At 32.4% G+C, this 22,669-nt stretch carries 23 protein-coding genes; 13 read left to right on the top strand and 10 right to left on the bottom strand.

Annotated elements, in window-relative coordinates; genetic code table 11:
* Positions 1-33 precede the first annotated feature (33 nt).
* The 5 genes from ACUUYC_RS20975 to ACUUYC_RS20955 all read right to left on the bottom strand — a co-directional run bounded on the left by ACUUYC_RS20975 (position 34) and on the right by ACUUYC_RS20955 (position 3,402).
* The gene (locus tag ACUUYC_RS20975) at positions 34-558 is read right to left on the bottom strand and encodes a SixA phosphatase family protein (RefSeq protein WP_474269077.1); all 525 of its coding nucleotides are present in this window, start codon (positions 556-558) and stop codon (positions 34-36) included.
* An 11-nt stretch (positions 559-569) separates the two neighbouring features.
* Positions 570-1,268: a purine-nucleoside phosphorylase gene (gene deoD, locus ACUUYC_RS20970; protein WP_474269075.1), complete on the bottom strand. Its 699-nt coding sequence runs from the start codon at positions 1,266-1,268 to the stop codon at positions 570-572.
* 3 nt (positions 1,269-1,271) lie between these two features.
* Positions 1,272-1,937 (bottom strand): deoxyribose-phosphate aldolase, encoded by a 666-nt coding sequence (gene deoC / locus ACUUYC_RS20965; RefSeq protein WP_474269073.1) that lies wholly within the window; start codon positions 1,935-1,937, stop codon positions 1,272-1,274.
* 323 nt (positions 1,938-2,260) lie between these two features.
* Entirely contained in the window at positions 2,261-2,749 is a 489-nt protein-coding gene (locus tag ACUUYC_RS20960; RefSeq protein WP_474269070.1) for an acyl-CoA thioesterase, read from the bottom strand.
* A 56-nt stretch (positions 2,750-2,805) separates the two neighbouring features.
* Positions 2,806-3,402 (bottom strand): TetR/AcrR family transcriptional regulator, encoded by a 597-nt coding sequence (locus ACUUYC_RS20955; protein WP_474269069.1) that lies wholly within the window; start codon positions 3,400-3,402, stop codon positions 2,806-2,808.
* A gap of 142 nt (positions 3,403-3,544) precedes the next feature.
* Between ACUUYC_RS20955 and ACUUYC_RS20950 the strand changes: the two genes are divergently transcribed.
* A complete protein-coding gene (locus ACUUYC_RS20950) occupies positions 3,545-3,748 on the top strand; it encodes a hypothetical protein (RefSeq protein WP_474269067.1) in 204 nt (67 codons plus the stop codon).
* 158 nt (positions 3,749-3,906) lie between these two features.
* Positions 3,907-5,400 (top strand): malate dehydrogenase (quinone), encoded by a 1,494-nt coding sequence (gene mqo / locus ACUUYC_RS20945; protein WP_474269066.1) that lies wholly within the window; start codon positions 3,907-3,909, stop codon positions 5,398-5,400.
* 177 nt (positions 5,401-5,577) lie between these two features.
* On the opposite strand, the gene ACUUYC_RS20940 is transcribed toward mqo, so the two are convergent.
* From ACUUYC_RS20940 to ACUUYC_RS20930, 3 genes are all read right to left on the bottom strand, one after another.
* Positions 5,578-5,874, bottom strand: a complete 297-nt coding sequence (locus ACUUYC_RS20940; RefSeq protein WP_474269065.1) for a hypothetical protein — start codon at positions 5,872-5,874, stop codon at positions 5,578-5,580.
* A 7-nt stretch (positions 5,875-5,881) separates the two neighbouring features.
* Complete coding sequence (locus tag ACUUYC_RS20935; protein ID WP_474269064.1) at positions 5,882-6,418, bottom strand: GNAT family N-acetyltransferase; 537 nt, start codon at positions 6,416-6,418, stop codon at positions 5,882-5,884.
* Between the two features lie 132 nt (positions 6,419-6,550).
* Entirely contained in the window at positions 6,551-7,225 is a 675-nt protein-coding gene (locus tag ACUUYC_RS20930; protein ID WP_474269063.1) for an RNA polymerase sigma factor, read from the bottom strand.
* Between the two features lie 121 nt (positions 7,226-7,346).
* Between ACUUYC_RS20930 and ACUUYC_RS20925 the strand changes: the two genes are divergently transcribed.
* Positions 7,347-7,730: a DoxX family membrane protein gene (locus ACUUYC_RS20925; RefSeq protein WP_474269061.1), complete on the top strand. Its 384-nt coding sequence runs from the start codon at positions 7,347-7,349 to the stop codon at positions 7,728-7,730.
* A gap of 230 nt (positions 7,731-7,960) precedes the next feature.
* Positions 7,961-9,907: a hypothetical protein gene (locus ACUUYC_RS20920; protein ID WP_474269060.1), complete on the top strand. Its 1,947-nt coding sequence runs from the start codon at positions 7,961-7,963 to the stop codon at positions 9,905-9,907.
* A gap of 165 nt (positions 9,908-10,072) precedes the next feature.
* Here ACUUYC_RS20920 and clpB read toward each other — a convergent pair whose 3' ends face one another.
* Positions 10,073-12,679, bottom strand: a complete 2,607-nt coding sequence (clpB, locus tag ACUUYC_RS20915; protein WP_474269058.1) for an ATP-dependent chaperone ClpB — start codon at positions 12,677-12,679, stop codon at positions 10,073-10,075.
* A gap of 158 nt (positions 12,680-12,837) precedes the next feature.
* Between clpB and ytxJ the strand changes: the two genes are divergently transcribed.
* From ytxJ to ACUUYC_RS20880, 7 genes are all read left to right on the top strand, one after another.
* Entirely contained in the window at positions 12,838-13,233 is a 396-nt protein-coding gene (gene ytxJ / locus ACUUYC_RS20910) for a bacillithiol system redox-active protein YtxJ (RefSeq protein ID WP_474269057.1), read from the top strand.
* Between the two features lie 119 nt (positions 13,234-13,352).
* The gene (locus tag ACUUYC_RS20905; protein WP_474269054.1) at positions 13,353-14,474 is read left to right on the top strand and encodes a helix-turn-helix domain-containing protein; all 1,122 of its coding nucleotides are present in this window, start codon (positions 13,353-13,355) and stop codon (positions 14,472-14,474) included.
* Positions 14,475-14,625: 151 nt separating this feature from the next.
* The gene (locus ACUUYC_RS20900; protein ID WP_474269052.1) at positions 14,626-14,832 is read left to right on the top strand and encodes a hypothetical protein; all 207 of its coding nucleotides are present in this window, start codon (positions 14,626-14,628) and stop codon (positions 14,830-14,832) included.
* Positions 14,833-14,895: 63 nt separating this feature from the next.
* Positions 14,896-15,066 carry a class I lanthipeptide gene (locus ACUUYC_RS20895; protein ID WP_474269051.1) on the top strand — a complete coding sequence of 57 codons (171 nt, stop codon included), beginning with the start codon at positions 14,896-14,898 and terminating at the stop codon, positions 15,064-15,066.
* Between the two features lie 161 nt (positions 15,067-15,227).
* Positions 15,228-15,980, top strand: a complete 753-nt coding sequence (locus ACUUYC_RS20890) for a sulfite exporter TauE/SafE family protein (RefSeq protein WP_474269050.1) — start codon at positions 15,228-15,230, stop codon at positions 15,978-15,980.
* Positions 15,981-16,254: 274 nt separating this feature from the next.
* Positions 16,255-16,410: a hypothetical protein gene (locus tag ACUUYC_RS20885; RefSeq protein WP_474269049.1), complete on the top strand. Its 156-nt coding sequence runs from the start codon at positions 16,255-16,257 to the stop codon at positions 16,408-16,410.
* A gap of 284 nt (positions 16,411-16,694) precedes the next feature.
* Positions 16,695-18,032 carry a polysaccharide lyase family 7 protein gene (locus ACUUYC_RS20880; RefSeq protein WP_474269048.1) on the top strand — a complete coding sequence of 446 codons (1,338 nt, stop codon included), beginning with the start codon at positions 16,695-16,697 and terminating at the stop codon, positions 18,030-18,032.
* 150 nt (positions 18,033-18,182) lie between these two features.
* Here the strand turns inward: ACUUYC_RS20880 and fahA are convergent, their stop codons facing one another.
* Entirely contained in the window at positions 18,183-19,472 is a 1,290-nt protein-coding gene (fahA, locus tag ACUUYC_RS20875) for a fumarylacetoacetase (RefSeq protein ID WP_474269047.1), read from the bottom strand.
* Positions 19,473-19,594: 122 nt separating this feature from the next.
* Between fahA and glyA the strand changes: the two genes are divergently transcribed.
* Positions 19,595-20,869, top strand: coding sequence for a serine hydroxymethyltransferase (gene glyA / locus ACUUYC_RS20870; protein ID WP_474269046.1), 1,275 nt, complete (start codon positions 19,595-19,597; stop codon positions 20,867-20,869).
* An 84-nt stretch (positions 20,870-20,953) separates the two neighbouring features.
* Positions 20,954-22,666, top strand: a complete 1,713-nt coding sequence (locus tag ACUUYC_RS20865) for a T9SS type A sorting domain-containing protein (RefSeq protein WP_474269044.1) — start codon at positions 20,954-20,956, stop codon at positions 22,664-22,666.
* Positions 22,667-22,669 lie beyond the last annotated feature (3 nt).

Raw genomic sequence — 22,669 nt, 5'->3', positions numbered from 1 at the left:
GTGGCGTTTTTTTATGTTCTATGATATGTATACTTAGTTGATGGTTAATAATTGAACCGTTCTGGTTTCTCCAGTAATGGTTACAATGTATACATTCCCGTTATTGTTGTCATCAATAGATTCAAACATTTCTTTTTGAAGTAGTCTGTTTGTAAAAGATGGTGTTGTATTGCTATGTCCAACTACTAAGACAGTTTTTCCTTGTGTATCTTTTAAAAACTTGTCCATTTTAATTTTAAAAGGATGATACGAAATGATTTCTAATTCATTTGCTTTTGCGGTTGGAGTAGCAGTTTGTTGTGTTCTATTATATGATGTAGAATATACAGCATCAAATTTTACATTTTTGAATACATCTGCCCAATATGCTGCTCTGTTATTTCCTGTTTTTGTTAAATTAGGATCTTTATTCGATTTATCACTACGATCTTTTTCTGCATGACGTATTAAGTAATATACAGAAGTTTCAACTTCTTTTGTGTCTGTAGTTTTGCTTTCTTGCGCAAAGCAATTCATCACTAAGAATAGACTTAATAAGAGTAGAATGTTTTTTTTCATTTGTTTTTTGTTTAAATAATTGCCAATGCAATTTCGATCATTTCTTTAAAAGTTTGTGCGCGTTCGTCTGAAGTTGTCGTTTCATGTGTAACTAAACTATCAGATATAGTCAATAAAGATAGTGCTTTTACATTAAATCGTGCTGCTAATGTATACAAAGATGCGGTTTCCATTTCCACACATAAAATACCATATTTCGCCCATTTTTTATAATAATCAGGATCTTCTTGATAAAAAATATCACTTGTTAAGATGTTTCCAGCTTTCACAGGAATGTTCTTTTCTTTTGCTGCATTGATTGCTTCTAAGAATAATTCGGCATTAGCCGTAGGAGCAAAGGTTTCACCTTGAAAAGGTAGATTATTCATGCTGCTATTTGAAGAAGAAGACATAGCAATAACTATATCTCTAATATTCACCTCTTTTTGATAAGAACCAGCACTTCCAACTCTAATGAGCTTTTGCACATCATATTCATTGATTAATTCGTGTGCATAAATGCTAATAGAAGGTGCGCCCATTCCAGTTCCTTGTACCGAAATTGGTTTTCCTTTATAAGTTCCTGTGTAGCCGTACATTCCACGAATATCGTTGTATAGTGTTGGGTTTTCAAAGTACGTTTCTGCAATCCATTTGGCACGTATTGGATCGCCAGGAAGTAATACTGTTGGTGCAATTTCGCCTTTTTTTGCGTTGATATGTATGCTCATAAGTTAGTATGTATTTGTTGATGATGATCCTGTTACGATAGCAATTCCGTTAGATGTTCCTAAACGAGAAGCACCAGCATCAATATAGTTTTTAGCAGTTTTATAATCACGAATTCCGCCAGAAGCTTTCAGTTTTGCTTTTCCGTTGACGGCAGTTTTCATAAGTGAAATATCTTCCAAAGTAGCACCACCAGTTCCGAAACCTGTAGACGTTTTTACAAAATCAGCGCCAGCTTCTACAGCTAGTTGCGAAGCTTTTGTCTTTTCTTCATCGGTTAGATAACAAGTTTCAATAATCACTTTTAAGATGTTATCGCCAGCTGCTAATTTGAGTTGTTGAATTTCTTCTTTGACTAAATTTGCTTTTCCAGATTTCAACCAGCCAATATTAATAACCATATCAAATTCGTCTGCGCCATCTTTTTTAGCTTGTTTCAATTCGCCTATTTTTGCGTCAGTACTCATCGCGCCAAGCGGAAAACCAATAACACTACATACTTGAACAGAAGTAGTATTTTCTAAACATTCTTTGGCAAATGCTACATGACAACTGTTTACGCAAACAGAAAAGAAATTATGTTCAATAGCTTCATTACAGAGTTGCTGTATTGCTTCTAATGTAGCAGTTGGTTTTAGTAAGGTATGATCTATATATCGATTGATGTTCATAATAATTTTTATATGCTAATAGTGACATGATGAAAAACGAAATACTTTCAGCGTTTTAATTTTTTTTGTTCTTTTCTTTGTATGCCCAAAGAAAATGAACCAAAAGAAAAGGCACTTTTATGAGGAATTTTTAGTTCTTCTTTATTGGAAGAACTAAAACCATACTCCAAACACTAAATTTTTTCCAAGGCTTCAAAAATTTTTAACGTGTTTGCATTACTATTCTGCATAAAAGATACGTGCTGAGTTAATATTTAGTTTTTATCAGTTACTTTCTTTTGCGTAAATATATTTAAAATATAATCGTTGAAACCTGATAATTATCACGAAACTGCTGCCATGCGTAAATTTTTAACACGTTCGTTAAAGTTCGTTTCTTCAATTGGAAGTACAGCATTTGTAAATAATTCCATAAAGTTGGCATTGTGTTCGTGTGCTTTTCCTTTTAGTATATTGAAATGAATAAACGAACTCCACAGAACTGATTTTAAGACAGTTTTGTCTTCATTCCACATGCGAATTTCTACTAATAATTGTTTTTTACCAAATTGTATTAATTGTGAATCAATAGTAACCGTTTCCATTACAAAAGCTGGACGTATGTACGCAATTTGATGTGAACCAACAACCCAAGTTGTTCCTGTGTTTTTAGCATTTTCAAAGATATTTAAATCATAATGTTCAATCAATTGATCTTCTCTGGCATTAATTAAATAATCTAAATATTTACTATTGTTTAAGTGATTTAATGGATCACAATCTTGAAAACGGATTTTGGTTTTGCTTTCTAAAATTTTTGGTAATGCTGTCATTAGTGTATTGTTTATAAAAATATACCAATTGGTATATTTAAGGTTAAAAAAATAGTTTATGCTCTTAATTCTTCGTTAATCATTTTGTCAATTTGATTCATGGTATCTTTTATATAAAACTCATCATCCATTGTGTATGACATAAAAATTGCACCTTGAATCATGGTATCAATTCGTTTAGCGGTATACATTGCATTTATTTCGGTGGAAATTTCGCCAAGTTCAATTCCATCTTCAATAATTGTTGCTAATTGATCTTGTATGCGTTGAATGATAGTTCGTACTTTTTGTAACAATAACGTATTTTGATTATTCGCGTCCACGCCAATATTTAAAATAGGACAACCGCCCATTTTATTAGCATACATATAATAATTTCGGTAGAAATCAGAGATGAGTAATAGCTTTTCAATTGGAGAATCACTTTGTTCCATGTGTTTAACGATTTCAGTCATTAAACTTTTTACCATGAATTTAAACGCGGCAATTGCTAATTGTTCTTTGTTTTCAAAATTGCCATAAATAGCGCCTTTTGTCAAACCAGTAGCTTTTGTAATATCAGCAATACTCGTTGCGGCATACCCGTTTTTATTAAAAATAGGAGCTACCGTTTCAATAATAAATACTTTTGTTTTTTCGGCTTTGGTTGTCATTAGTTCAAAGATAGTTAAAAAAATATACCAATCGGTATAAAATTTATTTTTATTGTATTAACGTAGTTCTAGTATTGTTTATATGTAGTTGTAAATGGTTGATTATTAGTAAATTTATATACACATTAAATAAAATTTGATCATGAAGAAAAAAAACTTAAATACCAAACTGTATTTGAAAAAGAAAAAAATAGCTTCTTTAGACTTTAAAAATATAAAAGGAGGATTTAGAACTTCAGACGGTTGTCAGCCAACTGCTGATGATTCGTTAGGAAAACAAAGTACCTGTCCTATTGAAACTTGTACATGTGAACCTACGACAGATATAAACCCCATTAGGCAATAAATATTTAAAACTGAATTATATACCTACTATAATTATAAATTTTGAGTTAGTTAAAGGAAGATAGAAGTATATGCTAAAATATGCTTCTATCTTTTTTTGTTAGTGTTTTTGCTACTTGTTATAGTTTGATTTCTTTATTTTAGGAAAAAATTAAATATATGACTTCTCAAAAGATAAACGTGAATACTGATTATGACCTTATTTGTGTTGGTGGCGGTATTATGAGTGCTTCTTTGGCTTTATTGACAAAATTGGTTCAGCCTAACTTAAAAATATTGATTCTTGAGCGTTTAGATGAAGTTGCGTTGGAAAGTTCTGCCGCATGGAATAATGCAGGAACAGGACATTCAGCTTTGTGTGAACTCAATTACACACCCGAATTAGAAGATGGTTCTATTGATATTAGTAAAGCATTGAAAATTTGCAAACAATTTGAAATTTCAAAGCAGTTTTGGTCATATTTAGTAAAAAATAAGTTGATTAAAGATCCTGGTACGTTTGTTCAAAAAATGCCGCACTATAGTTGGGTAACTGGAAAAGAAAATATTTCGTATTTAGAAAAACGTTTTGAAGCATTGAAAGATCATTTTATGTTTGATAGGATGGAATTTACCAAAGATGTTTCAAAAATGAAGGAATGGTTTCCGCTGATCGCGAATAATAGGAATGAAGATGAAATACTAGCTGCAACGAAGATTGAACGTGGAACTGGTATGAATTATGGTAGTTTAACGCGACAATTGTTTGAAATACTTGAAAAAGAATACAATACCAAAGTGCAGTGCAATCATGATGTGTTAGACATTGATCCAGATGATGAGGTAGAATGGTCTGTGAAAGTTAAAAACACACAAACAAATGAAGTACAGCATTTAGATGCGAAGCATGTATTTATTGGTGCTGGTGGCGGAAGCTTGTTGTTATTACAAAAAGTTGAAATTGACGAGAAAGAAGGTTATGGAGGTTTCCCAGTAAGTGGCGAATGGTTGGTGTGTAAAAACGAAGAAATTATTCAACAGCATTTAGGAAAAGTTTATAGCAAGGCAGGAGTTGGCGATCCGCCAATGTCGACACCACATTTAGATACACGTTATATCAACGGAAAGCGTGAATTGTTATTTGGTCCTTTTGCAGGATTTAGTCCGAAGTTTTTAAAAGAAGGTTCAAATTTCGATCTGTTCAAATCAATTAAGTTTGATAATATACCTTCTATGTTTGGTGCGTTTTGGCACAATTTACCATTGACAAAATATCTAGTAGAACAAGTAATGATGTCGCATGACGATCGTATGGATGATTTGCGAAAGTTTGTCAAAGATGCAAAAAATGAAGATTGGGAATTAATGGTTGCTGGACAACGTGTGCAAATCATCAAAAAAGACGAGTTTGAAGGCGGAAAGCTTCAATTTGGAACAGAAGTCATTCATAGCAAAGATGGAAGTATCACAGCTTTGTTAGGCGCTTCTCCTGGCGCATCTACGGCGGTTCAGATTATGTTAGAAGTCATAGAAATCGCTTTCCCAGAAGAGGTACATTCCGATCACGGAAAAAAGATATTAGCCGAATTAGTTCCTTTTTGGAAACAGGAATTGACCAAAGAATTATTTGATAAAGAACTTGCAGCTTCTAATAAAGCATTGGGATTGGAGTAGCTTTCAGTATTGAGAAGTTAGTATTGAGTATTGAGATATGTTTTGAATTTCATATGTCATTCTGAGCTTGACTCAGAATCTCACGAGAATTGTAGTTTACTGTTATGTGAAACTGAATCAAGTTCAGTTTGACGCTTTGTGTTATGGTGTGGCGAGAAATGCTCAGAATTTCAAATGTTATTTTTTCGATTCTCTTCTTTGATATTTCCCGTCAATAAATATTAAATAGTGAGACATTCCTAAAACATCATTGTTTCCTTTAATTTTTGTAATTAGATACCATTTTTCATTTTCAAAAGTTTGCGGATTTTTCCAATCAATTTCTATATAATTTGGTTGAGAACTCTTTACTTCTTCAATATTTGTATTGTTTTCAATAGTATCTGCCCATGCTAAGGTTTCATTGTGATAATTTTTACAACTAATTAGTATGAGTGAAAAGAGCAGTAGAACATGAAATTTAGTGTATTTCATAGATGTTTTACTTTTCTGAAAACTTCGAATAAATATCTAAGCTAATAAATTTACCATCTTTTATTTCGCAATCTTTCATAGTTCCTTCTAGGTTGAATTTTAGTTTTGCAAGCGCCTTTTTACAGTTTGTATTCTTCGTTTCTACAAAACCTTCAATTCTATGCAATCCAATAGTATCAAAAGCATAATTGAATATCAACGGCATTGTTTCCGTCATATAACCTTTTCCCCAACTTTCTGGCAATAGCCAAAATCCAATTTCTGCTTTTCTATTTTCTTTGCTCAAATCGTTTAAACCGCCAGCTCCTAAAAATGTACCATCAATTTTAGAACAAACTGCCCACCAAATTCCAGTTTCATTTTTTTCGAGATCGGCAAACCATTCCATTTGTTCTTTGGTCGCTTCCAAACTATCGAAACTAATTCCGTAATATTTTATAATATCAGGATGCGAAAGTCCTTTGAAAACATTTTCTAAATCGGAAGGGACAAATTGCCGTAAGATTATGCGCTCAGATTCCAAAATTGGAAAATTATTTTTCATTTTAAGTTGATCTTTTGGATGATTACCTCGCTAAAACTAAAAGAATCTTGGCTAGAATCAAAATAGTAATTCAGAATTTTATACGAATTGAAGTGTGCTTTTATGTGAAGATGAATCAAGTTTAACTTGACATTACATTATCAGTTTCATTATATTTTCAGTAATTCTGTCACATCTACTAAAACCAAACTCAAAAATATTCTTATCATTTGTTACTTCGTATAGCAGCTCTTTGAGCATTGCTTTTGAACGATGTAAACGTATTTTTACATTGGCAATGGTTACATCTAAAGCAATACTAATTTCTTTCAGACTCATTTCTTCCACTTCTTTCATCATATAAACCGTTTTGTATTTAATATCTAAACGATCTATGGCATGTTCCAATAATTGTTTTGCTTCATTCCGAATCATTTTGTCTTGCGGATTTAATTGTGTGCCATCTGGAATTTCTAAAATGGTAGTACGCTTTAAATTGTTTGATTGTTCGCTTAAATGATGGAGTTTCCTTTTTTCTTTCAATCGTGCTAACGATTCGTTTATTCCAATGCGAATTAACCAAGTAGAAAATGTAGCGGTTTGTTTAAACTGATATAATTTGGTAAATGCTTTTAAGTAACTGTTCTGCATTATATCTTCAATCTCTGCTTCATCTTTTAAATGACTTCGAATAATTCGATATAATTTTTGATTATTCCTTTTGACTAAAATTTCGTAAAGCTCCTTTTCGCCACCAAGAATACGGCTGATGATTTCTGTTTCTTTTATTTTATGATTGTTAAAATCGTTGATATCTATAGCTTCCATTTTTACATGTCTTTTACTTTAGATAGGGAAACATAAAAAAAGATACAAAATTTTGTATCCTTTTTTAAAATCGGTTATCAAAAGGATGTAACAAGTTTAAATATAATTAAAAAATAAAATTATGGATTCAAACGTACAATTAGTAAAAAATGTATTAAAGTATACTTTTGGTTTAGTGCCAATCGTAGCAGGATTAGACAAGTTCACTAATATTTTAACCGACTGGAGTCAGTATATTTCAGAAGGCTTTGCAGGAATGCTTCCTTTTGAATCTACTACATTTATGATGCTAGTTGGTGTTATAGAAATTGTAGCAGGTATCCTTGTTTTAACAAAAACAAAATTAGGTGCATATGTGGTTTCTGCTTGGTTGGCAGCTATTGCATTAACGTTAATTTTTAGTTGGAGCTATGTAGATGTTGCTGTACGAGATTTAGTGATGGCTATTGCTGCTTTTTCATTAGCTAAATTATATGAAAACAGTTTTAGAAAGGCTAAGAATTAAAAACAATGGACTAACATTTCTTCAGAATACAACTTGTGTAAGGTTAATTTTATAATATTTTCAATTGATTTTCAATCAGTTAAATGATTTATTGTTATCTTCAAGGGTAAATAGTATTCAAAATTATGATGAAACGTGTTCTATTATTTTTGACATTCCTACTTTCAATTAATTTTATAACAGCTCAACCCTCAAAATCTCAACTAGAAGAAAAATTTTATATCTCTGCAATGGATCTAAATTCATTGTTGACAAATTTGCAAACGGCGCCGTTTGTGAATGAAGGTTGTTCTGAAGTTGATTGTAAAAAAATCAATACGTATTATAATGTATTGTATAATCTGAGAGAAGATATACGGCAATATTATTTGGCCTTAGACGCAAGTAAAACTATTTCTAAAGATCAATGGTTTTTGTATTTAGATCAAACGTATAAGAATGAAACTTTAAAATGGGGATTAGTTACTAATTTAAGATTCAAAGACGCTTGGGCAGGCGCTTCCTCATTTTTATTAGACCTAGCTTCAGGAGCACAGGTTTTTAAAGCAGGAAATCATATTTCTAAAAAAGGAATTCAAAAATTTGTGCAAGTTATCAATGATATAGATGCTTTGTTAGCACAAATAAATGCTTTGTATAAGCATGTGACTAATGAAAGTGGAACAAGTATTATTTCTGAAGCAACTTCTAGTAACTGGGCGGATGTATATACAGGCTTAAAAGCTGGATTGGATTTATTAGTGCAAGCTGTGGAACTATATAACAAGGTTGATGCAAGCTTAAATCCTGCAGATCTTAAAAAAGCACGTATTTCTAGAGGTTTTGCCGTTACAGCAGTAATTGGACAGTTACTAAATATATATTCTAGCTATGAGCGAAAAGGAATGAGAGATGCTATCAAAGAGTTAGATAAAGTATTAAAACCAAATCAGGATACACAATCGGGACATTATGATAAGTATATTTTAAAAAGAAAACTGCTAGATATTTTAGATCAAATTCGAAAAGAAATTAACCTTCGTTATGATGGGTTATTTGATTTGAATTTACGCTGTAAAGGCGTTAAGAAAAGGGAAAAAAGAAATTCTATAGAAATTAGCGAACGCAAGTTTGGTAGTGCATTACTATATTACAAAGCTATTTTACTAAAAACGAACACCAATTTAACGAATGCTTGGAAAGGAATTGAAGAATGTACTAAAGTAGCGAGAAGTATTCAATTTGTGGTGAATGACGGACTTGGAAAAAAACGTTCAACCTATATAGAAATTATCCGAGAATCAGATCAAAAGAACTTATATACAGGTTCTACAAGTAGTAAAGCATCTATACTGAAATTGTATCCGGATTCTTATGCTATAAAAGTTTACGATGGACATACATTAGACGGAATTAAAAGTCAAGGAACAACAATTACGAACCTTAGCATAAATGCTACCAAAGACAGTATTGTTACTTTAAGTCCATGCGGAAGAATAGATTTGAAAGTGGTTGATAAAGAAGGGAAACCTGTTGATTTTATGTATAAGTTTAAGAACAATAAAGGAAAAGTAGTTGCGTATGCGATGACTGCAAGTTCTAAAACGGTACAACGCGATCTATTAGCTGAAACCTTTGACTTAGAGTTGAGCTATAAATACAATCATGAAAAAGAAGTAAAGAAGAACATTAAAATACAAGCAAATCAACTCAATAAACTACATTTTGTATATGGTGACGGAACATTTACAGAAGAAGAACCTATAACTGAGACAACAAGTGAGAATTTAGTTACTACTAAAGATTTTAAGCATGTAAAACCTAAAATTGCTCCAACGGGTTGGGTTGCAGGAACGGTTTATAATACGACTAACGGTACTTGTGATTGGAAGAACCATACCTTAATTTTTATGAACCAAGGCAGTGAATTGATGAATTTGGAAACTGGAGAAATAAGCGAAAAAATAATTGTAGAATCTGGGAAAGAAGTAAAAATTGCAGTTCCTAAGATGAGTGCATCTAATTTTTTAAGAGTGTTTATGCTAAACTCGGAAAGAACTGGAAGTATTTCTTTTTGGTTATTAAAAAATCCTAAACACGGTTGGTGGTATGCCGTTGGTTGTGATGATGGATATGGTCCGCCAAATGATTGTAATGATGGTAGCGGAAAATCTGGTTGTCAGTATTTGTCACATTAGGTACTAAAAACAATTCGCAAAACTTTAACTTTTCTAATAAAATAAAGCCTTTTACAAGGCGTTTATATAAAGAATCTTGTAGATCAGAAGCTATAACTAGTTTCTGTCTTTGTTAGTAAAAGCAAAGCGCAACCAATTTGGTTGCGCTTTGTGTTTTTACACTATTTATGATTTATCTAAAATGAGATCTGTTTGATTTCTAAAAACCAATTCATCGTCAAATTCATCTAATAAAATAATACTGTCTACAGTAACTTTTCCGCTTAGTATTTCCTTTGAAAGCTGATTTAGCACCTTACGTTGAATCACACGTTTTACTGGTCGTGCACCAAATTGTGGATCAAATCCTTGTTTTGCTAAATATGAAATAGCTTCTTCCGTTGCATCGAGCGTAATTTGTTGTTTTGTCAACATTTTACTCACATTTTTGAATTGCAATCGTACAATTTCTTTGATGTTACTTTGTGACAAAGGCGTAAACATGACAATGTCATCAATACGATTTAAAAACTCTGGTCGAACGGTTTGTTTTAGTAAGCCTAAAACGTCCACTTTTGCAGCTTCCGTAGCTGTATATATATCTTTAACAGCTTTGAGTTTTTCTTCAATGATATGACTTCCCATATTTGAAGTCATAATGATGATCGTGTTTTTAAAATCGGCAATTCGTCCTTTATTATCGGTCAATCTTCCTTCATCTAACACTTGTAATAATACATTAAATGTATCTGGATGTGCTTTTTCAATCTCATCTAACAATACAACAGAATATGGTTTTCTACGAACAGCTTCCGTTAATTGTCCACCTTCGTCATAGCCAACATATCCTGGAGGCGCGCCAACCAAACGACTTACCGAATGTGATTCTTGGTATTCGCTCATGTCAATTCGTGTCATAGCACTCTCATCATCAAATAAATAGGAGGCAAGCGCTTTTGCTAATTCTGTCTTTCCAACACCAGTTGTTCCCAAGAATAAGAACGAACCTATTGGACGATTTACATCTTGCAATCCTGCGCGACTTCTACGAACAGCATCTGAAACGGCAATAATAGCTTCTTCTTGTCCGACGACGCGTTTGTGCAATTCGGTTTCTAATTGTAATAGCTTTTCACGTTCGCTTTGCAACATTTTGGTTATAGGAATTCCTGTCCATTTTGCTACAACTTCCGCAATGTCTTCATTGGTAACTACTTCTTTAATCAATGCATTGTCTTCCTGCATTGCTAATTCTTGCTGTAAAACATCAAGTTTTGCTTGTGCATCTTTTATTTTTCCATAACGCAATTCAGCAACTTGTCCATAATTTCCTTCCCGTTCTGCTCGTTCCGCTTCCGCGCGATAATTCTCAATAGCTTCTTTTGTTGCTTGTACATTGTCTACAATATCTTTTTCAGATTGCCATTTTGCGAAAATCTCGTTGCGTTCTTCTTTTATATTTGCTAATTCTGCATTTAATGATTTAAGCTTGACTTCATCATTTTCACGTTTAATAGCTTCAATTTCAATTTCTAATTGCATGATTCTTCTATCCAAAACATCTAATTCTTCAGGTTTTGAATTGATTTCCATACGTAGCTTAGAAGCTGCTTCATCAATTAAATCAATAGCTTTATCCGGCAAAAAACGATTCGTAATATATCGTTGTGAAAGTTCAACTGCAGCAATAATTGCTTCATCTTTGATACGAACTTTATGATGCGTTTCGTACTTTTCTTTGATTCCTCTTAGAATAGAAATTGCACTTTCCGTATCTGGTTCGTTCACTATAATTTTCTGAAAACGACGTTCTAATGCTTTGTCCTTTTCAAAGTATTTTTGATATTCATCCAATGTTGTTGCGCCAATTGCTCTCAATTCTCCACGTGCTAATGCAGGTTTTAAGATGTTTGCAGCATCCATTGCGCCTTGTCCACCACCAGCGCCAACCAATGTATGAATTTCGTCAATGAACAAAACAATATCGCCATCAGCAGAAGTAACTTCTTTAATAACAGCTTTTAAGCGTTCTTCAAATTCTCCTTTAAATTTTGCACCAGCAATTAGTGCACCCATATCTAACGAAAAAATTTGTTTGTCTTTAAGATTTTCAGGAACATCACCTTGAATGATTCTGTGTGCTAAACCTTCTGCAATAGCGGTTTTACCAACACCTGGTTCACCTACTAAAATTGGATTGTTTTTTGTTCTTCTCGATAAAATTTGCAATACTCTACGGATTTCTTCATCTCTTCCTATAACAGGATCGAGTTTTCCGTTGTCTGCCAATTCGTTTAAGTTATTTGCATACTTGTTAAGTGAATTGTACGTTTCTTCCGCATTTGCAGAAGTGACGCGTTCACCTTTACTAAGTTCTTGAATGGCAGCTTTTAAGTCTTTTTCCGTAACTCCTTGATCTTTTAGAATCTGTGCAATTTTACTTTTCGATTTGAATACTGCCAACACTAAATGTGAAGTAGAAACAAATTCATCATTCATATCTTTTGCAATAATATTGGCATCTGTAAGCGTTTTTCCAGTAGTAGCAGATAGCATAATGTTTCCGCCACTTACTTTTGCAAAACTTACGAGTGTACTTTCAAGTATTTGTGTGACTAATGAAATATTTACATCTAATTTTTTTAATAAAAATGGTAATACATTGTCATCAACATCCATAATTGCTTTAAAAAGATGTTCATTTTCAATTTGTTGATGTCCATATGTTTGTGTTAGCTGTTGCGCTTGTTGCACAGCTTCTTGTGATTTTATAGTATAATTGTTAAAATTCATAACGTTCTATTGTGCGTTTTTTGATAGTTTTGCAATTCTTGTTCCATTTGTGAATACAAGACAAAATGACGGTTAAAGCGTGTGTTTATAAGACATTTTGACATTTTGAAAGTTTTTAAATAGACTTACGACTCATTCTTTAAATTTAGTACATACTTATGGGAATATTCAATAAATTATTCGGAAGTTCTGAACCTTCCAAAACTCCAGAGCCTTCAAAACTACGTTGGACACCTTTAACAAACGTTGATCAACTTGACACTATTGTGGAAGAATCAAAAACGCAACCTGTGGCTATTTTTAAACATAGTACACGTTGTGGAATTAGTAGAATGGTTATAAAACAGTTTGAAGAATTATATGATTTGGAGGAAAATCAAATGAAAGTCTATTATTTAGATTTGTTGAATTACCGTCCAATTTCAGAAGAAATTGCAGCTCGTTTTCAAGTATGGCACCAAAGTCCACAGTTAGTTATGGTAAAAAATGGTATTACTGTAGCGCATGCTTCTCACGGTCAAATTAATGCAATTCCGTTAGCTGAATTCGTATAAAATTATTCTTTTTTTCATTCTGTCATAAGAATTAAGAATTTTTTAAGAAGGATTTTACTTTCTTGTTTGTAACTTGAAGTTCATCATTCAATCAAAAAACGTTCTTAAAACTTCTGCTAATGAAAACTACCATTAATATATGGATAATGCTGTTTTTTGCATTTGCCATACAATCTGCTATACTCGCTATTTTATTTTTTTTAAAGCGAAAAGGAGATCGAATTGCTAATAGTATATTTGGCGTATTTCTTTTATTGTTCTCGTACAATCAAATTTTTAATTGTGCGTATTGGTCTAATTATCAAGGTTCTTTCGTAGAACATTTATCATTTACCAATTTTATACCTTGGGTTTCTTATGGCCCATTATTATACGTTTATATCAAACGTGTACTAAGACAAAGTCCTTTTACTTGGGCAGACTTACAACATACTATTCCAATAGTTTGGGTGTTTAGTGTGTTTGGACGCTTCTACTTTTTACCATATGATGTAAAATTAGAATTAGCTGTAACCAACGCTTATGATGAGTATGTCAATTGGTGGCCAACTTCCAGATATTACATGGTATACATCGTTACTTTGTTAATGATTTTATATGTGTTTAAGATTTATGGCTTGTATAAGAAGGAAAAAGTAAATGTTACAGAACCACAACGTTTATGGATAAAAACGTTATGGTTATGTTTTACAGGATACACGTTTACCTTTTTTATCTATTTCTTATTGATTTACTTCCGTTGGATGACAATTTCTAATGATTATCTCATTGGTTATGGAATTACATTTTTTATAGGAATTGTAACGTATTTCAGTTTTATGCAACCAAATATTTTTTCGGGAAAAATTGCGTTTCCTTTTATAAAGTATAAAAATAACGGTTTGTCTACTTCGTTAGCGAATGAAATGAAGAATCGGTTGGTTTCCTTGATGGAATTGGATAAATTATTTTTAGATAGTTCGCTTACGCTAGATGTGTTATCGGAAGAGTTAAACTTATCTCGTCATCATACTTCACAATTAATCAATGAACATTTTCAAGTAAACTTCTTTGAGTTTGTCAATAACTATCGGATTGACGAAGCCATCAAGCTTTTGAAGGATCAAAAAAATAAGTTAAATATCAATCAGATAATTTATGCTGCAGGATTTAATAATCGAACTTCATTTTACAATGCATTCAAGAAAAAGACAGGAATTTCGCCTAAATCTTACAGAAATAAACACAAGAAAGCTTCTTAATATTCGGATTTTGTTTTTGTAAACCTTTATCGGAGTGGATGCTTTTGTTGACTTTTCTAGTTTACTTTATAATAGAAATGAACGGCCATTTATTTTAAAAAGTGGAAGCTGAAAAACTTATAGAGTAAGCATTATCATAATTTATCACATCATGAAAAAGCGAGAATTAAAATCAACATTAGCATTAAAAAAGTCAATTGTATCAAAGTTTAATTCTATTCAAGTAAAAGGAGGATTACCTCCAACGGAAGGAATAGAGTCAATTGATAGATTGAACTGTTATACAGAAGATTGTACACAAGGTTGTGCCACGTTAGCATATACCAACTGTAATCAATGTCCGTACACTACGTGTTAAGACACTCAATAAAGTGGAAGCCGAAAAACTTACGAGTAGGCAAAAAATAAAAAGCATACTATTATGAAAAATAAAAGTAAAAAAATAAAATTAACAAAAACAACAGTAACAAACTTAAATACTGCGGCGCAAGAACGTTTAAAAGGAGGAAATTCAAATCATTGTACAATTACCTTTTTAAGATGTCTTTCACTAGGTAATTGTGGTGCTGGAACAGGCGTTTTATGTTATTAAGCTATTAGATAGTGCTGTAAAATGCTTATTGCATGTACTAATTTTAATTAATTTAATTTTTTTTAAAAGCAACTTCAAACTTCGGTTTGGAGTTGTTTTTTGTTTAAAGGTATTGCAAACTAAACTTTTCTAGTAACTTGCAGCCAAATTTTATAAAGTACATGTGTGATCCACTTATTTATGTAGTATTAGGTTTGGCAGTTGGCTATATTGGAGGTTTTGCAGGAATTGGTGGAGGACCATTTTTAGTATCATTTCTGGTTTTATACTGCGGAATGTCGCAATTAGCTGCACAAGGTAATGTATTGACCATGATGCTAGGTCCAATGAGTTTACTTGGCGTAATGTCTATGTATGAATATGTCAAAAAACAGTGGATAAACATTACCATTGGCGTTATCTCGTATTGTATCTTCTCGTACTTTGGCGCTGTATTTGCCTTTTATATAGGCGAAACAGACTTAAAATATTACTTCGCAGTTTTACTTATTATTATTGCTTTGATGCAATTTAGAGCATACTTAAAGAAAAACGCACACGCATCAAATAAAGAGCATATAGCATATTATTGGATTTTTATATTAGCTGCTTGTACAGGAATCTTAGGAGGAATGTTTGGTATTGGTGCTGGTGTTTTAATGGTTCCGATATTAATTAGTGGTTTCAAACTTAAAAAAGAATATGCGCGTGCGTTGAGTTTAGCAATTCTTATTCCACCAGTAAGTTATGGAGCATTTATAAAATATAATTTTGAAAATCCTGTCGATTGGCAATTGGTTGGAATCCTTTTTGGAACCTACTTTGTGTCAAATTTCTTTGGTGCTCGAATGGGAAGTAAAATCTCAGGGAAATCATTTACGCTTATTTATGGTATTATTTTACTATCGATAGCAATCATTTATCTTGCTGTATAACCTTGTGTTAACACATACTTTTTTTCTTCTAATAGTATCATCTTCATATTAATGAAAAAAATAATAGTATGCTTTATCGTCATATTTAAACTCTGATTTTTTTTAAAATTAATACATTAAGAAAATATTAACAAATATATTGATAATCAATAAGTTAACTATTATCGGGGTGAACATTGGTTGTACTTTTTTTTACTTCATTTGACTTAAATATTACAAGTTGTATGCATGCACATACTTGTATTAATTTTTTAACATTTAAATCAAAAACATTATGAAAAAACAAAAGTCATTAAAATCGTTAGGATTAAAAAAAGCACAAGTAGCAACATTAAATACTAAAGCTGTAAAAGGAAGAGGAACGTATCCACATTCTTCTAGAGGTTCATTAAATCCTTTAAATTGTACCAATAGCGCATTTTGTTATTAATATGTACTAGCACAACTTTAAAGTATCCCAAAAACCACTTTTTATGTTGTTTTTTGTAATTGAATCTATATATATGACCAACGTATATTGGCTTGATTGTAAATAAAAAATGTCGCTATTTATGTAGCGGCATTTTTGTATGATAAATGCTTACTAAATTATTTTAATTACATAAAAACCATCTTTATTTTACGGTTTTGCATTTTTTTTTGAAAAGTTATTATTGTATAATTGGTTAACCAGATTGGTTTACCAATAAATTATTAACTATAATAACAAAATCAATGAAACAATTTACCGTACAACAAACCTACAAAGCATTTAGATGCATCTTGTTAGTATGCTTACTTATGTGTTACTCATGTTCAACAGATGAAGTGATTACCTTAGAAGAGGAGGAAACTATCGAAAATGGAAAACTTCCCTTGCTACAAAAAAATGGTGAAATTACACCTACTAGTGTTTCTGCCAATGGAGATGATGGTAATGTTCCACAAAATACGCTAGATGGAAATTTGGGAACACGTTGGTCGTCAAAAGGCTATAATGGAAAATATATTACTTATGATTTGGGTAGTGTAAAATCTGTTTCGTCAGTAAAATTAGCCTTTTACAAAGGAAATCAACGAAAAGCGTACTTTAAAATTAGAGTAGGAACTACCACATCAAACTTACAAACGATTGTAAATAAAAAATCGACTGGAAGCAGCGGAAATACAAATGGTTTGGAAACCTACACTTTTAATGCAGTAAATGTTCGTTATGTACGTATTTCATGTTTTGGAAACTCTTCAAGTTCTTGGAATAGTATTACAGAAACAGAAATTTATGGAACAGGCGGAACAAATCCTGGCGGTGGCGGAAGTGGAGATTCTCCAGGAGATAATTTAGGCTTGACCTCTAACAATTGGAAACTAAACGGATTTACTGGTAGTCCAGGATCTGGAGCAACGTATAGAGATAACGTTTTATCATCAACAGGAGAAACGTATGCTACCTATGAAGATCCTAATTATTTTTACACAGATGGCGAATGGACATTTTTTGAATGCTATAGAGGTTTAGGAGGTTCAGCTACATCAGGAAATCCAAGAGTAGAACTCAGAGAAATGAGCAATGGAAATCTCGCAAATTGGAGTGGTTCTTCAGGAAACAATACGATGACATTTACAGTACGAGTTGATAAGTTACCTGCAAGTGCAAAAATTGTAAATGGTAGTGTACAAGAACAGAATAATGGTGTATTGTGTTTTGCTCAAATTCACGGGCCAAACAACACAGTTGATGATGTGATTAGATTACAGTTTTATGGTAGTCGAAATCAGTCATCTGGTGGCGTACGACTAAAAATTGGTGGCTATATCACAGAAGATGTTTTGGGAAGTAGTCAGTTTATTGATAATGGTTACCAGTTAGGCAGCAGCTATACATTTAAAATTTCCTATAATAATGGAGTTGTCAAAGTTTTTGATGGATCAAATGAAATTTTCTCTCAAGCAATTGGAACTAGTGCTTCTGGAAATTATTTTAAAGTTGGAAACTACTTGCAATCTGTTAAAAATGTAAACTATACAGGTTCAAACGGAATTGTGAGAATCAAAAATTTAAGTATTACACACTAAACTTTTCAATAGTTTGAAAAGTGAAATTCTGAATGTATTTCAGAAGTAAACTATTTTATTTTTCCCGAATTAGCAAAAAAACTCCCAACAATCAAATCATGTTGGGAGTTTTTTATATTAAAATATCTCTAGCGAGAATTTAGTATTTACTTACTTTTTCTTCGATTCAAAAACGGGTAATAATTTTGATGAAACTTCACCAAAACCAATACGTACTTGATCGTTTTGACAATGTCCACGCATCGTTACGGTATCTCCATCATTGATAAACGTACGTTCTGATCCATCATCTAATTTCACAGGATTTTTTCCTGCCCACGACAATTCTAACATAGAACCATATGAATCAGGTGTTTTACCAGATAAGGTTCCACTACCCATCATATCACCAGAATTTACGGGACAACCATTCACCGTATGATGTGTTAATTGTTGTGCCATATTCCAATACATATACTTGAAGTTAGAACGAGCAACAACAGTTTCTGTACTATTTTCAGGTTGAATCGCTACTTCTAAATGAACATCATAGCTTTTCTTCCCTGTATATTGTAAATACTCTAATTGTGGCTTTAAAGGCTTTGGACTTTCCACTCTAAACGGTTCTAAAGCATCCATAGTTACAATCCAAGGAGAAATTGATGAAGCAAAACTCTTTCCTAAAAATGGTCCTAATGGAACATATTCCCATTTTTGAATATCGCGTGCGCTCCAATCATTGAATAAAACAACTCCGAAAATATAATCTTCAGCTTCTTCAATAGGAATTGGTTCTCCTAAATGATTTGCATCAGTTGTAATAAAAGCCATTTCTAATTCGAAATCGACACGTTTTGAAGGTCCAAATACAGGTGTATCTGCTCCAACGGGTAACGTTTGTCCTTGTGGACGATGAATTGGAATTCCCGATGGAATAATAGAAGAACTTCTTCCATGATATCCTACAGGAACATGAAGCCAGTTTGGCATCAATGCATTATCTGCGCCACGAAACATCGTACCAACATTTGTAGCATGTTCTATACTTGAATAAAAATCTGTATAATCACCAATTTGTACTGGCAATTGCATTTCTATTTCATCTAATGTGAATATAATTGTATTTCTGTGTTCTGCATGATCGCGCAAAGCAGCATTATCAGTATCGAAAATATCTCCAATACGATTACGAACTAAGCGCCATGTTTTCTTTCCATCAGAAATAAAATCATTCAGGCTATCTTGAAGAAAAATGTCATCTGTCAATGGAATTCCTTCAAAATATCCAAGTTGATGCAATGCACCTAAATCTATTGCATAATTACCAATTCGTGTACCGATGGTAATTACGTCATCTCTAGTAAGAAATACTCCAAAAGGTATATTTTGTATAGGAAAATCGCTATCCGGAGCAACTTCTAGCCATGTTTTTCTATCGGGATTATTAGTAGTATCTGGCATAGTTGTGTTAAATATTTATAATTTGATAAATTTTGTTATTTGTATTCAAATATATGAGTTTTCTATATGAGTTATGGAATCTATATCATATTTTTGGATTTTATTAACATAGACTCAAACTAATGCAACGCGACGAACAAATTTTTGAATTAATTCAAGCCGAAAAACAAAGACAAAAAGAAGGATTAGAGTTGATCGCTTCTGAAAACTTTGTCAGTGATCAAGTAATGGAAGCTGTCGGTTCAGTACTGACAAATAAATACGCAGAAGGATATCCTGGAAAACGTTATTATGGCGGATGTGAAGTCGTAGACGAAGTGGAAACAATTGCCATTGATAGAGCAAAAGCTTTATTTGGAGCTGCGTACGTAAACGTACAACCACATAGTGGAAGTCAAGCAAATACAGCAGTTTTTGCAGCATGTTTAAAACCAGGAGATAAAATCTTAGGATTCGATTTATCACATGGTGGGCATTTAACACATGGTTCTCCAGTAAACTTTTCAGGAAAATTATACAATCCTGTATTTTATGGAGTAGAAGAGGAGACAGGTGTTTTGGATTATGATAAAATTCAAGAAATTGCAACTAAAGAACAGCCAAAAATGATTATTGCAGGAGCATCTGCATATTCAAGAGATATAGATTTTAAACGCTTTCGCGAGATTGCAGATAGTGTAAATGCATTATTATTAGCAGATGTTTCTCATCCTGCTGGTTTGATTGCAAAAGGACTTCTAAACGATCCAATTCCACATTGTCATATTGTAACAACAACTACACACAAAACACTTCGTGGACCACGTGGAGGAATGATTATGATGGGAAAAAACTTTGATAACCCATTTGGAATCAAATTAAAGAATGGGAACTTACGTAAAATGTCTTCATTATTAGATAGCGGAGTTTTTCCAGGAAACCAAGGTGGACCATTAGAGCATGTAATTGCAGGAAAGGCAATTGCTTTTGGTGAAGCATTAACAGATGAGTTTATGCATTACATATTGCAAGTTCAGAAAAATGCCAAAGCAATGGCAGCTGCACTTGTTGCAAAAGGATATAACATTATTTCTGGCGGAACTGACAATCACATGATGTTAATTGACCTAAGAAATAAAAATATCACAGGAAAAGATGCCGAAAATGCACTTGGAAAAGCTGATATTACTGTAAATAAAAACATGGTTCCTTTTGATGATAAAAGTCCATTTGTAACTTCTGGAATTCGTATTGGAACTGCTGCAGTTACTACTAGAGGACTAAAAGAAGATGATATGGCACTAATTGTTGAATATATCGATGAAGCCTTAATGAATTACGAAAGTGATGAGAAACTAGAAGGAATTGCATTTAAAGTAAATGTAATGATGTCTGACAAACCATTATTCCAAGCATAAATCATAAAAAAATAGTAATAGTATAACTTTTTAACATAAAATTAAGATTTATTATATTTGTAATGAGATGTAAAAATTGCAAATATGAAAAGTTATACTATTGCTGTGTTATGTTGCTTTTGTTTTTCCCTAACAAACGCACAAATACTCTTTGAAGACAAAGCTTTTGAGCTAGGAATCAATATCACAGGAAACGCTAGTACACAGCTTGGAGGTGTAAGTTTCTATGATTATGATAATGATGGTTGGGACGACCTAACCTTTGCGAGTAAAGAAAATTTCCCTGTACGATTTTTTAAAAACAATTCAGGAACGTTTGTAGAAGAAACGTTCAATATTACCATTCCTGATCATTCCAAACAAGTTTTATGGGTTGATTATGATAATGATGGTGATAATGATTTATTTGTAACAAAATTTGATGCATCCAATAAATTATACAATAACGATGGAAACTTCAATTTTACAGATGTAACTTCAATTGCAGGATTTCCTTCAACTACTTTGTTTACATATGGAGCTTCTTTTGGCGATTATGATAATGATGGCGATTTAGATCTTTTTTTAAGTAATAAAGATGATGCTAAAGTAATTCCAAATCAGTTATACAGAAATAATGGAAATGGTACATTTACTGACGTTTCTTTAATTGCTGGAATAAGTTCAGTTGGGCACTTATCATTTTGTTCTGCATTTTTTGATTATGATAATGATGGTTTTTTAGATATCTATATTTCTAATGACCGATTTGCTAATACAAACATTTTATACAAGAATAACGGAAACGGAACCTTCACAGATGTAAGTTTGGCTTCTGGAGCTGGTGTTGCTGCAAACGCAATGTCTACAACGATTGATGATTATAATTATGATGGTTTTCTAGACATTTACGTAACAAATACTGCCGAAGGAAATCATTTACTAAAAAATAATGGAGACGGAACATTTACGGATGTAGCTTCTACTACTGGAACAATTTTTAATAGTATAGGTTGGGGCGCAAATTTTTTAGACGCTGACAATGATACAGATTTAGATTTGTATGTGTGTAGTATGATTAATGATCCTAGTTCTGGATTATTAACAACTGGATTTTATCAATGTGATACTGGTTATAGCTACACAATTCCTTCAGCTGCAGGTTTTGTAAATGATGCGTATACAAGTTTTTCAAATGCAATAGGAGATATTAATAATGATGGTTATCAAGATTTTGTAGTAATAAATTTAGCGCCAGATAATAATTCATTATGGAGAAGTACTGGCGGAACAAATAATTGGTTAAAAGTCAAGCTTGATGGAACTACAAGTAACAAAGCAGGAATAGGAGCAAAGATAAAAGCGACTATTAATGGAGAACCTATGTACAGATATGTATTGTGTGGAGAAGCATTTTTAGGACAAAACTCAGCAACAGAACTTTTTGGATTGGGAACGGCTGCAACTATTGATATGGTCGAAATATTTTGGCCAAGTGGAATTACGGATACGTATACAAATGTAACGGCAAATCAATTATTGACTGTTGTAGAAGGAAGCACATTAGGTATAAACGAAGAAAACGCTGAAAAATTCAGCGTTTATCCAAATCCGGCATCGGATTATATTATGATTTCTACAACCTTATCTGAACCGTATATTAGTACAATTTTTGACAGTTTGGGCAAACAAGTATTTTCTCAAAAATCACAAGGTTTGCAATCAAAATTGGATGTTTCTAACTTAGCTAGTGGAATTTTCTTTTTAGAAATTCGCACCGAAAAAAGTAAAACAGTTCAGAAAGTTGTTATCAATTAATTT

Source organism: Kordia sp. E (genome assembly GCF_056033805.1).
The sequence above is the reverse complement of the archived record's forward strand: the minus strand, read 5'-3'. Positions and strand labels throughout refer to the sequence as shown.

What these genes read in the sequence shown, in the direction of transcription:
- ACUUYC_RS20975 (WP_474269077.1), bottom strand. Translation starts at nt 558, where the DNA reads ATGAAAAAAAACATTCTACTCTTATTAAGTCTATTCTTAGTGATGAAT.
- deoD (WP_474269075.1), bottom strand. Translation starts at nt 1,268, where the DNA reads ATGAGCATACATATCAACGCAAAAAAAGGCGAAATTGCACCAACAGTA.
- deoC (WP_474269073.1), bottom strand. Translation starts at nt 1,937, where the DNA reads ATGAACATCAATCGATATATAGATCATACCTTACTAAAACCAACTGCT.
- ACUUYC_RS20960 (WP_474269070.1), bottom strand. Translation starts at nt 2,749, where the DNA reads ATGACAGCATTACCAAAAATTTTAGAAAGCAAAACCAAAATCCGTTTT.
- ACUUYC_RS20955 (WP_474269069.1), bottom strand. Translation starts at nt 3,402, where the DNA reads ATGACAACCAAAGCCGAAAAAACAAAAGTATTTATTATTGAAACGGTA.
- ACUUYC_RS20950 (WP_474269067.1), top strand. Translation starts at nt 3,545, where the DNA reads ATGAAGAAAAAAAACTTAAATACCAAACTGTATTTGAAAAAGAAAAAA.
- mqo (WP_474269066.1), top strand. Translation starts at nt 3,907, where the DNA reads ATGACTTCTCAAAAGATAAACGTGAATACTGATTATGACCTTATTTGT.
- ACUUYC_RS20940 (WP_474269065.1), bottom strand. Translation starts at nt 5,874, where the DNA reads ATGAAATACACTAAATTTCATGTTCTACTGCTCTTTTCACTCATACTA.
- ACUUYC_RS20935 (WP_474269064.1), bottom strand. Translation starts at nt 6,418, where the DNA reads ATGAAAAATAATTTTCCAATTTTGGAATCTGAGCGCATAATCTTACGG.
- ACUUYC_RS20930 (WP_474269063.1), bottom strand. Translation starts at nt 7,225, where the DNA reads ATGGAAGCTATAGATATCAACGATTTTAACAATCATAAAATAAAAGAA.
- ACUUYC_RS20925 (WP_474269061.1), top strand. Translation starts at nt 7,347, where the DNA reads ATGGATTCAAACGTACAATTAGTAAAAAATGTATTAAAGTATACTTTT.
- ACUUYC_RS20920 (WP_474269060.1), top strand. Translation starts at nt 7,961, where the DNA reads ATGGATCTAAATTCATTGTTGACAAATTTGCAAACGGCGCCGTTTGTG.
- clpB (WP_474269058.1), bottom strand. Translation starts at nt 12,679, where the DNA reads ATGAATTTTAACAATTATACTATAAAATCACAAGAAGCTGTGCAACAA.
- ytxJ (WP_474269057.1), top strand. Translation starts at nt 12,838, where the DNA reads ATGGGAATATTCAATAAATTATTCGGAAGTTCTGAACCTTCCAAAACT.
- ACUUYC_RS20905 (WP_474269054.1), top strand. Translation starts at nt 13,353, where the DNA reads ATGAAAACTACCATTAATATATGGATAATGCTGTTTTTTGCATTTGCC.
- ACUUYC_RS20900 (WP_474269052.1), top strand. Translation starts at nt 14,626, where the DNA reads ATGAAAAAGCGAGAATTAAAATCAACATTAGCATTAAAAAAGTCAATT.
- ACUUYC_RS20895 (WP_474269051.1), top strand. Translation starts at nt 14,896, where the DNA reads ATGAAAAATAAAAGTAAAAAAATAAAATTAACAAAAACAACAGTAACA.
- ACUUYC_RS20890 (WP_474269050.1), top strand. Translation starts at nt 15,228, where the DNA reads ATGTGTGATCCACTTATTTATGTAGTATTAGGTTTGGCAGTTGGCTAT.
- ACUUYC_RS20885 (WP_474269049.1), top strand. Translation starts at nt 16,255, where the DNA reads ATGAAAAAACAAAAGTCATTAAAATCGTTAGGATTAAAAAAAGCACAA.
- ACUUYC_RS20880 (WP_474269048.1), top strand. Translation starts at nt 16,695, where the DNA reads ATGAAACAATTTACCGTACAACAAACCTACAAAGCATTTAGATGCATC.
- fahA (WP_474269047.1), bottom strand. Translation starts at nt 19,472, where the DNA reads ATGCCAGATACTACTAATAATCCCGATAGAAAAACATGGCTAGAAGTT.
- glyA (WP_474269046.1), top strand. Translation starts at nt 19,595, where the DNA reads ATGCAACGCGACGAACAAATTTTTGAATTAATTCAAGCCGAAAAACAA.
- ACUUYC_RS20865 (WP_474269044.1), top strand. Translation starts at nt 20,954, where the DNA reads ATGAAAAGTTATACTATTGCTGTGTTATGTTGCTTTTGTTTTTCCCTA.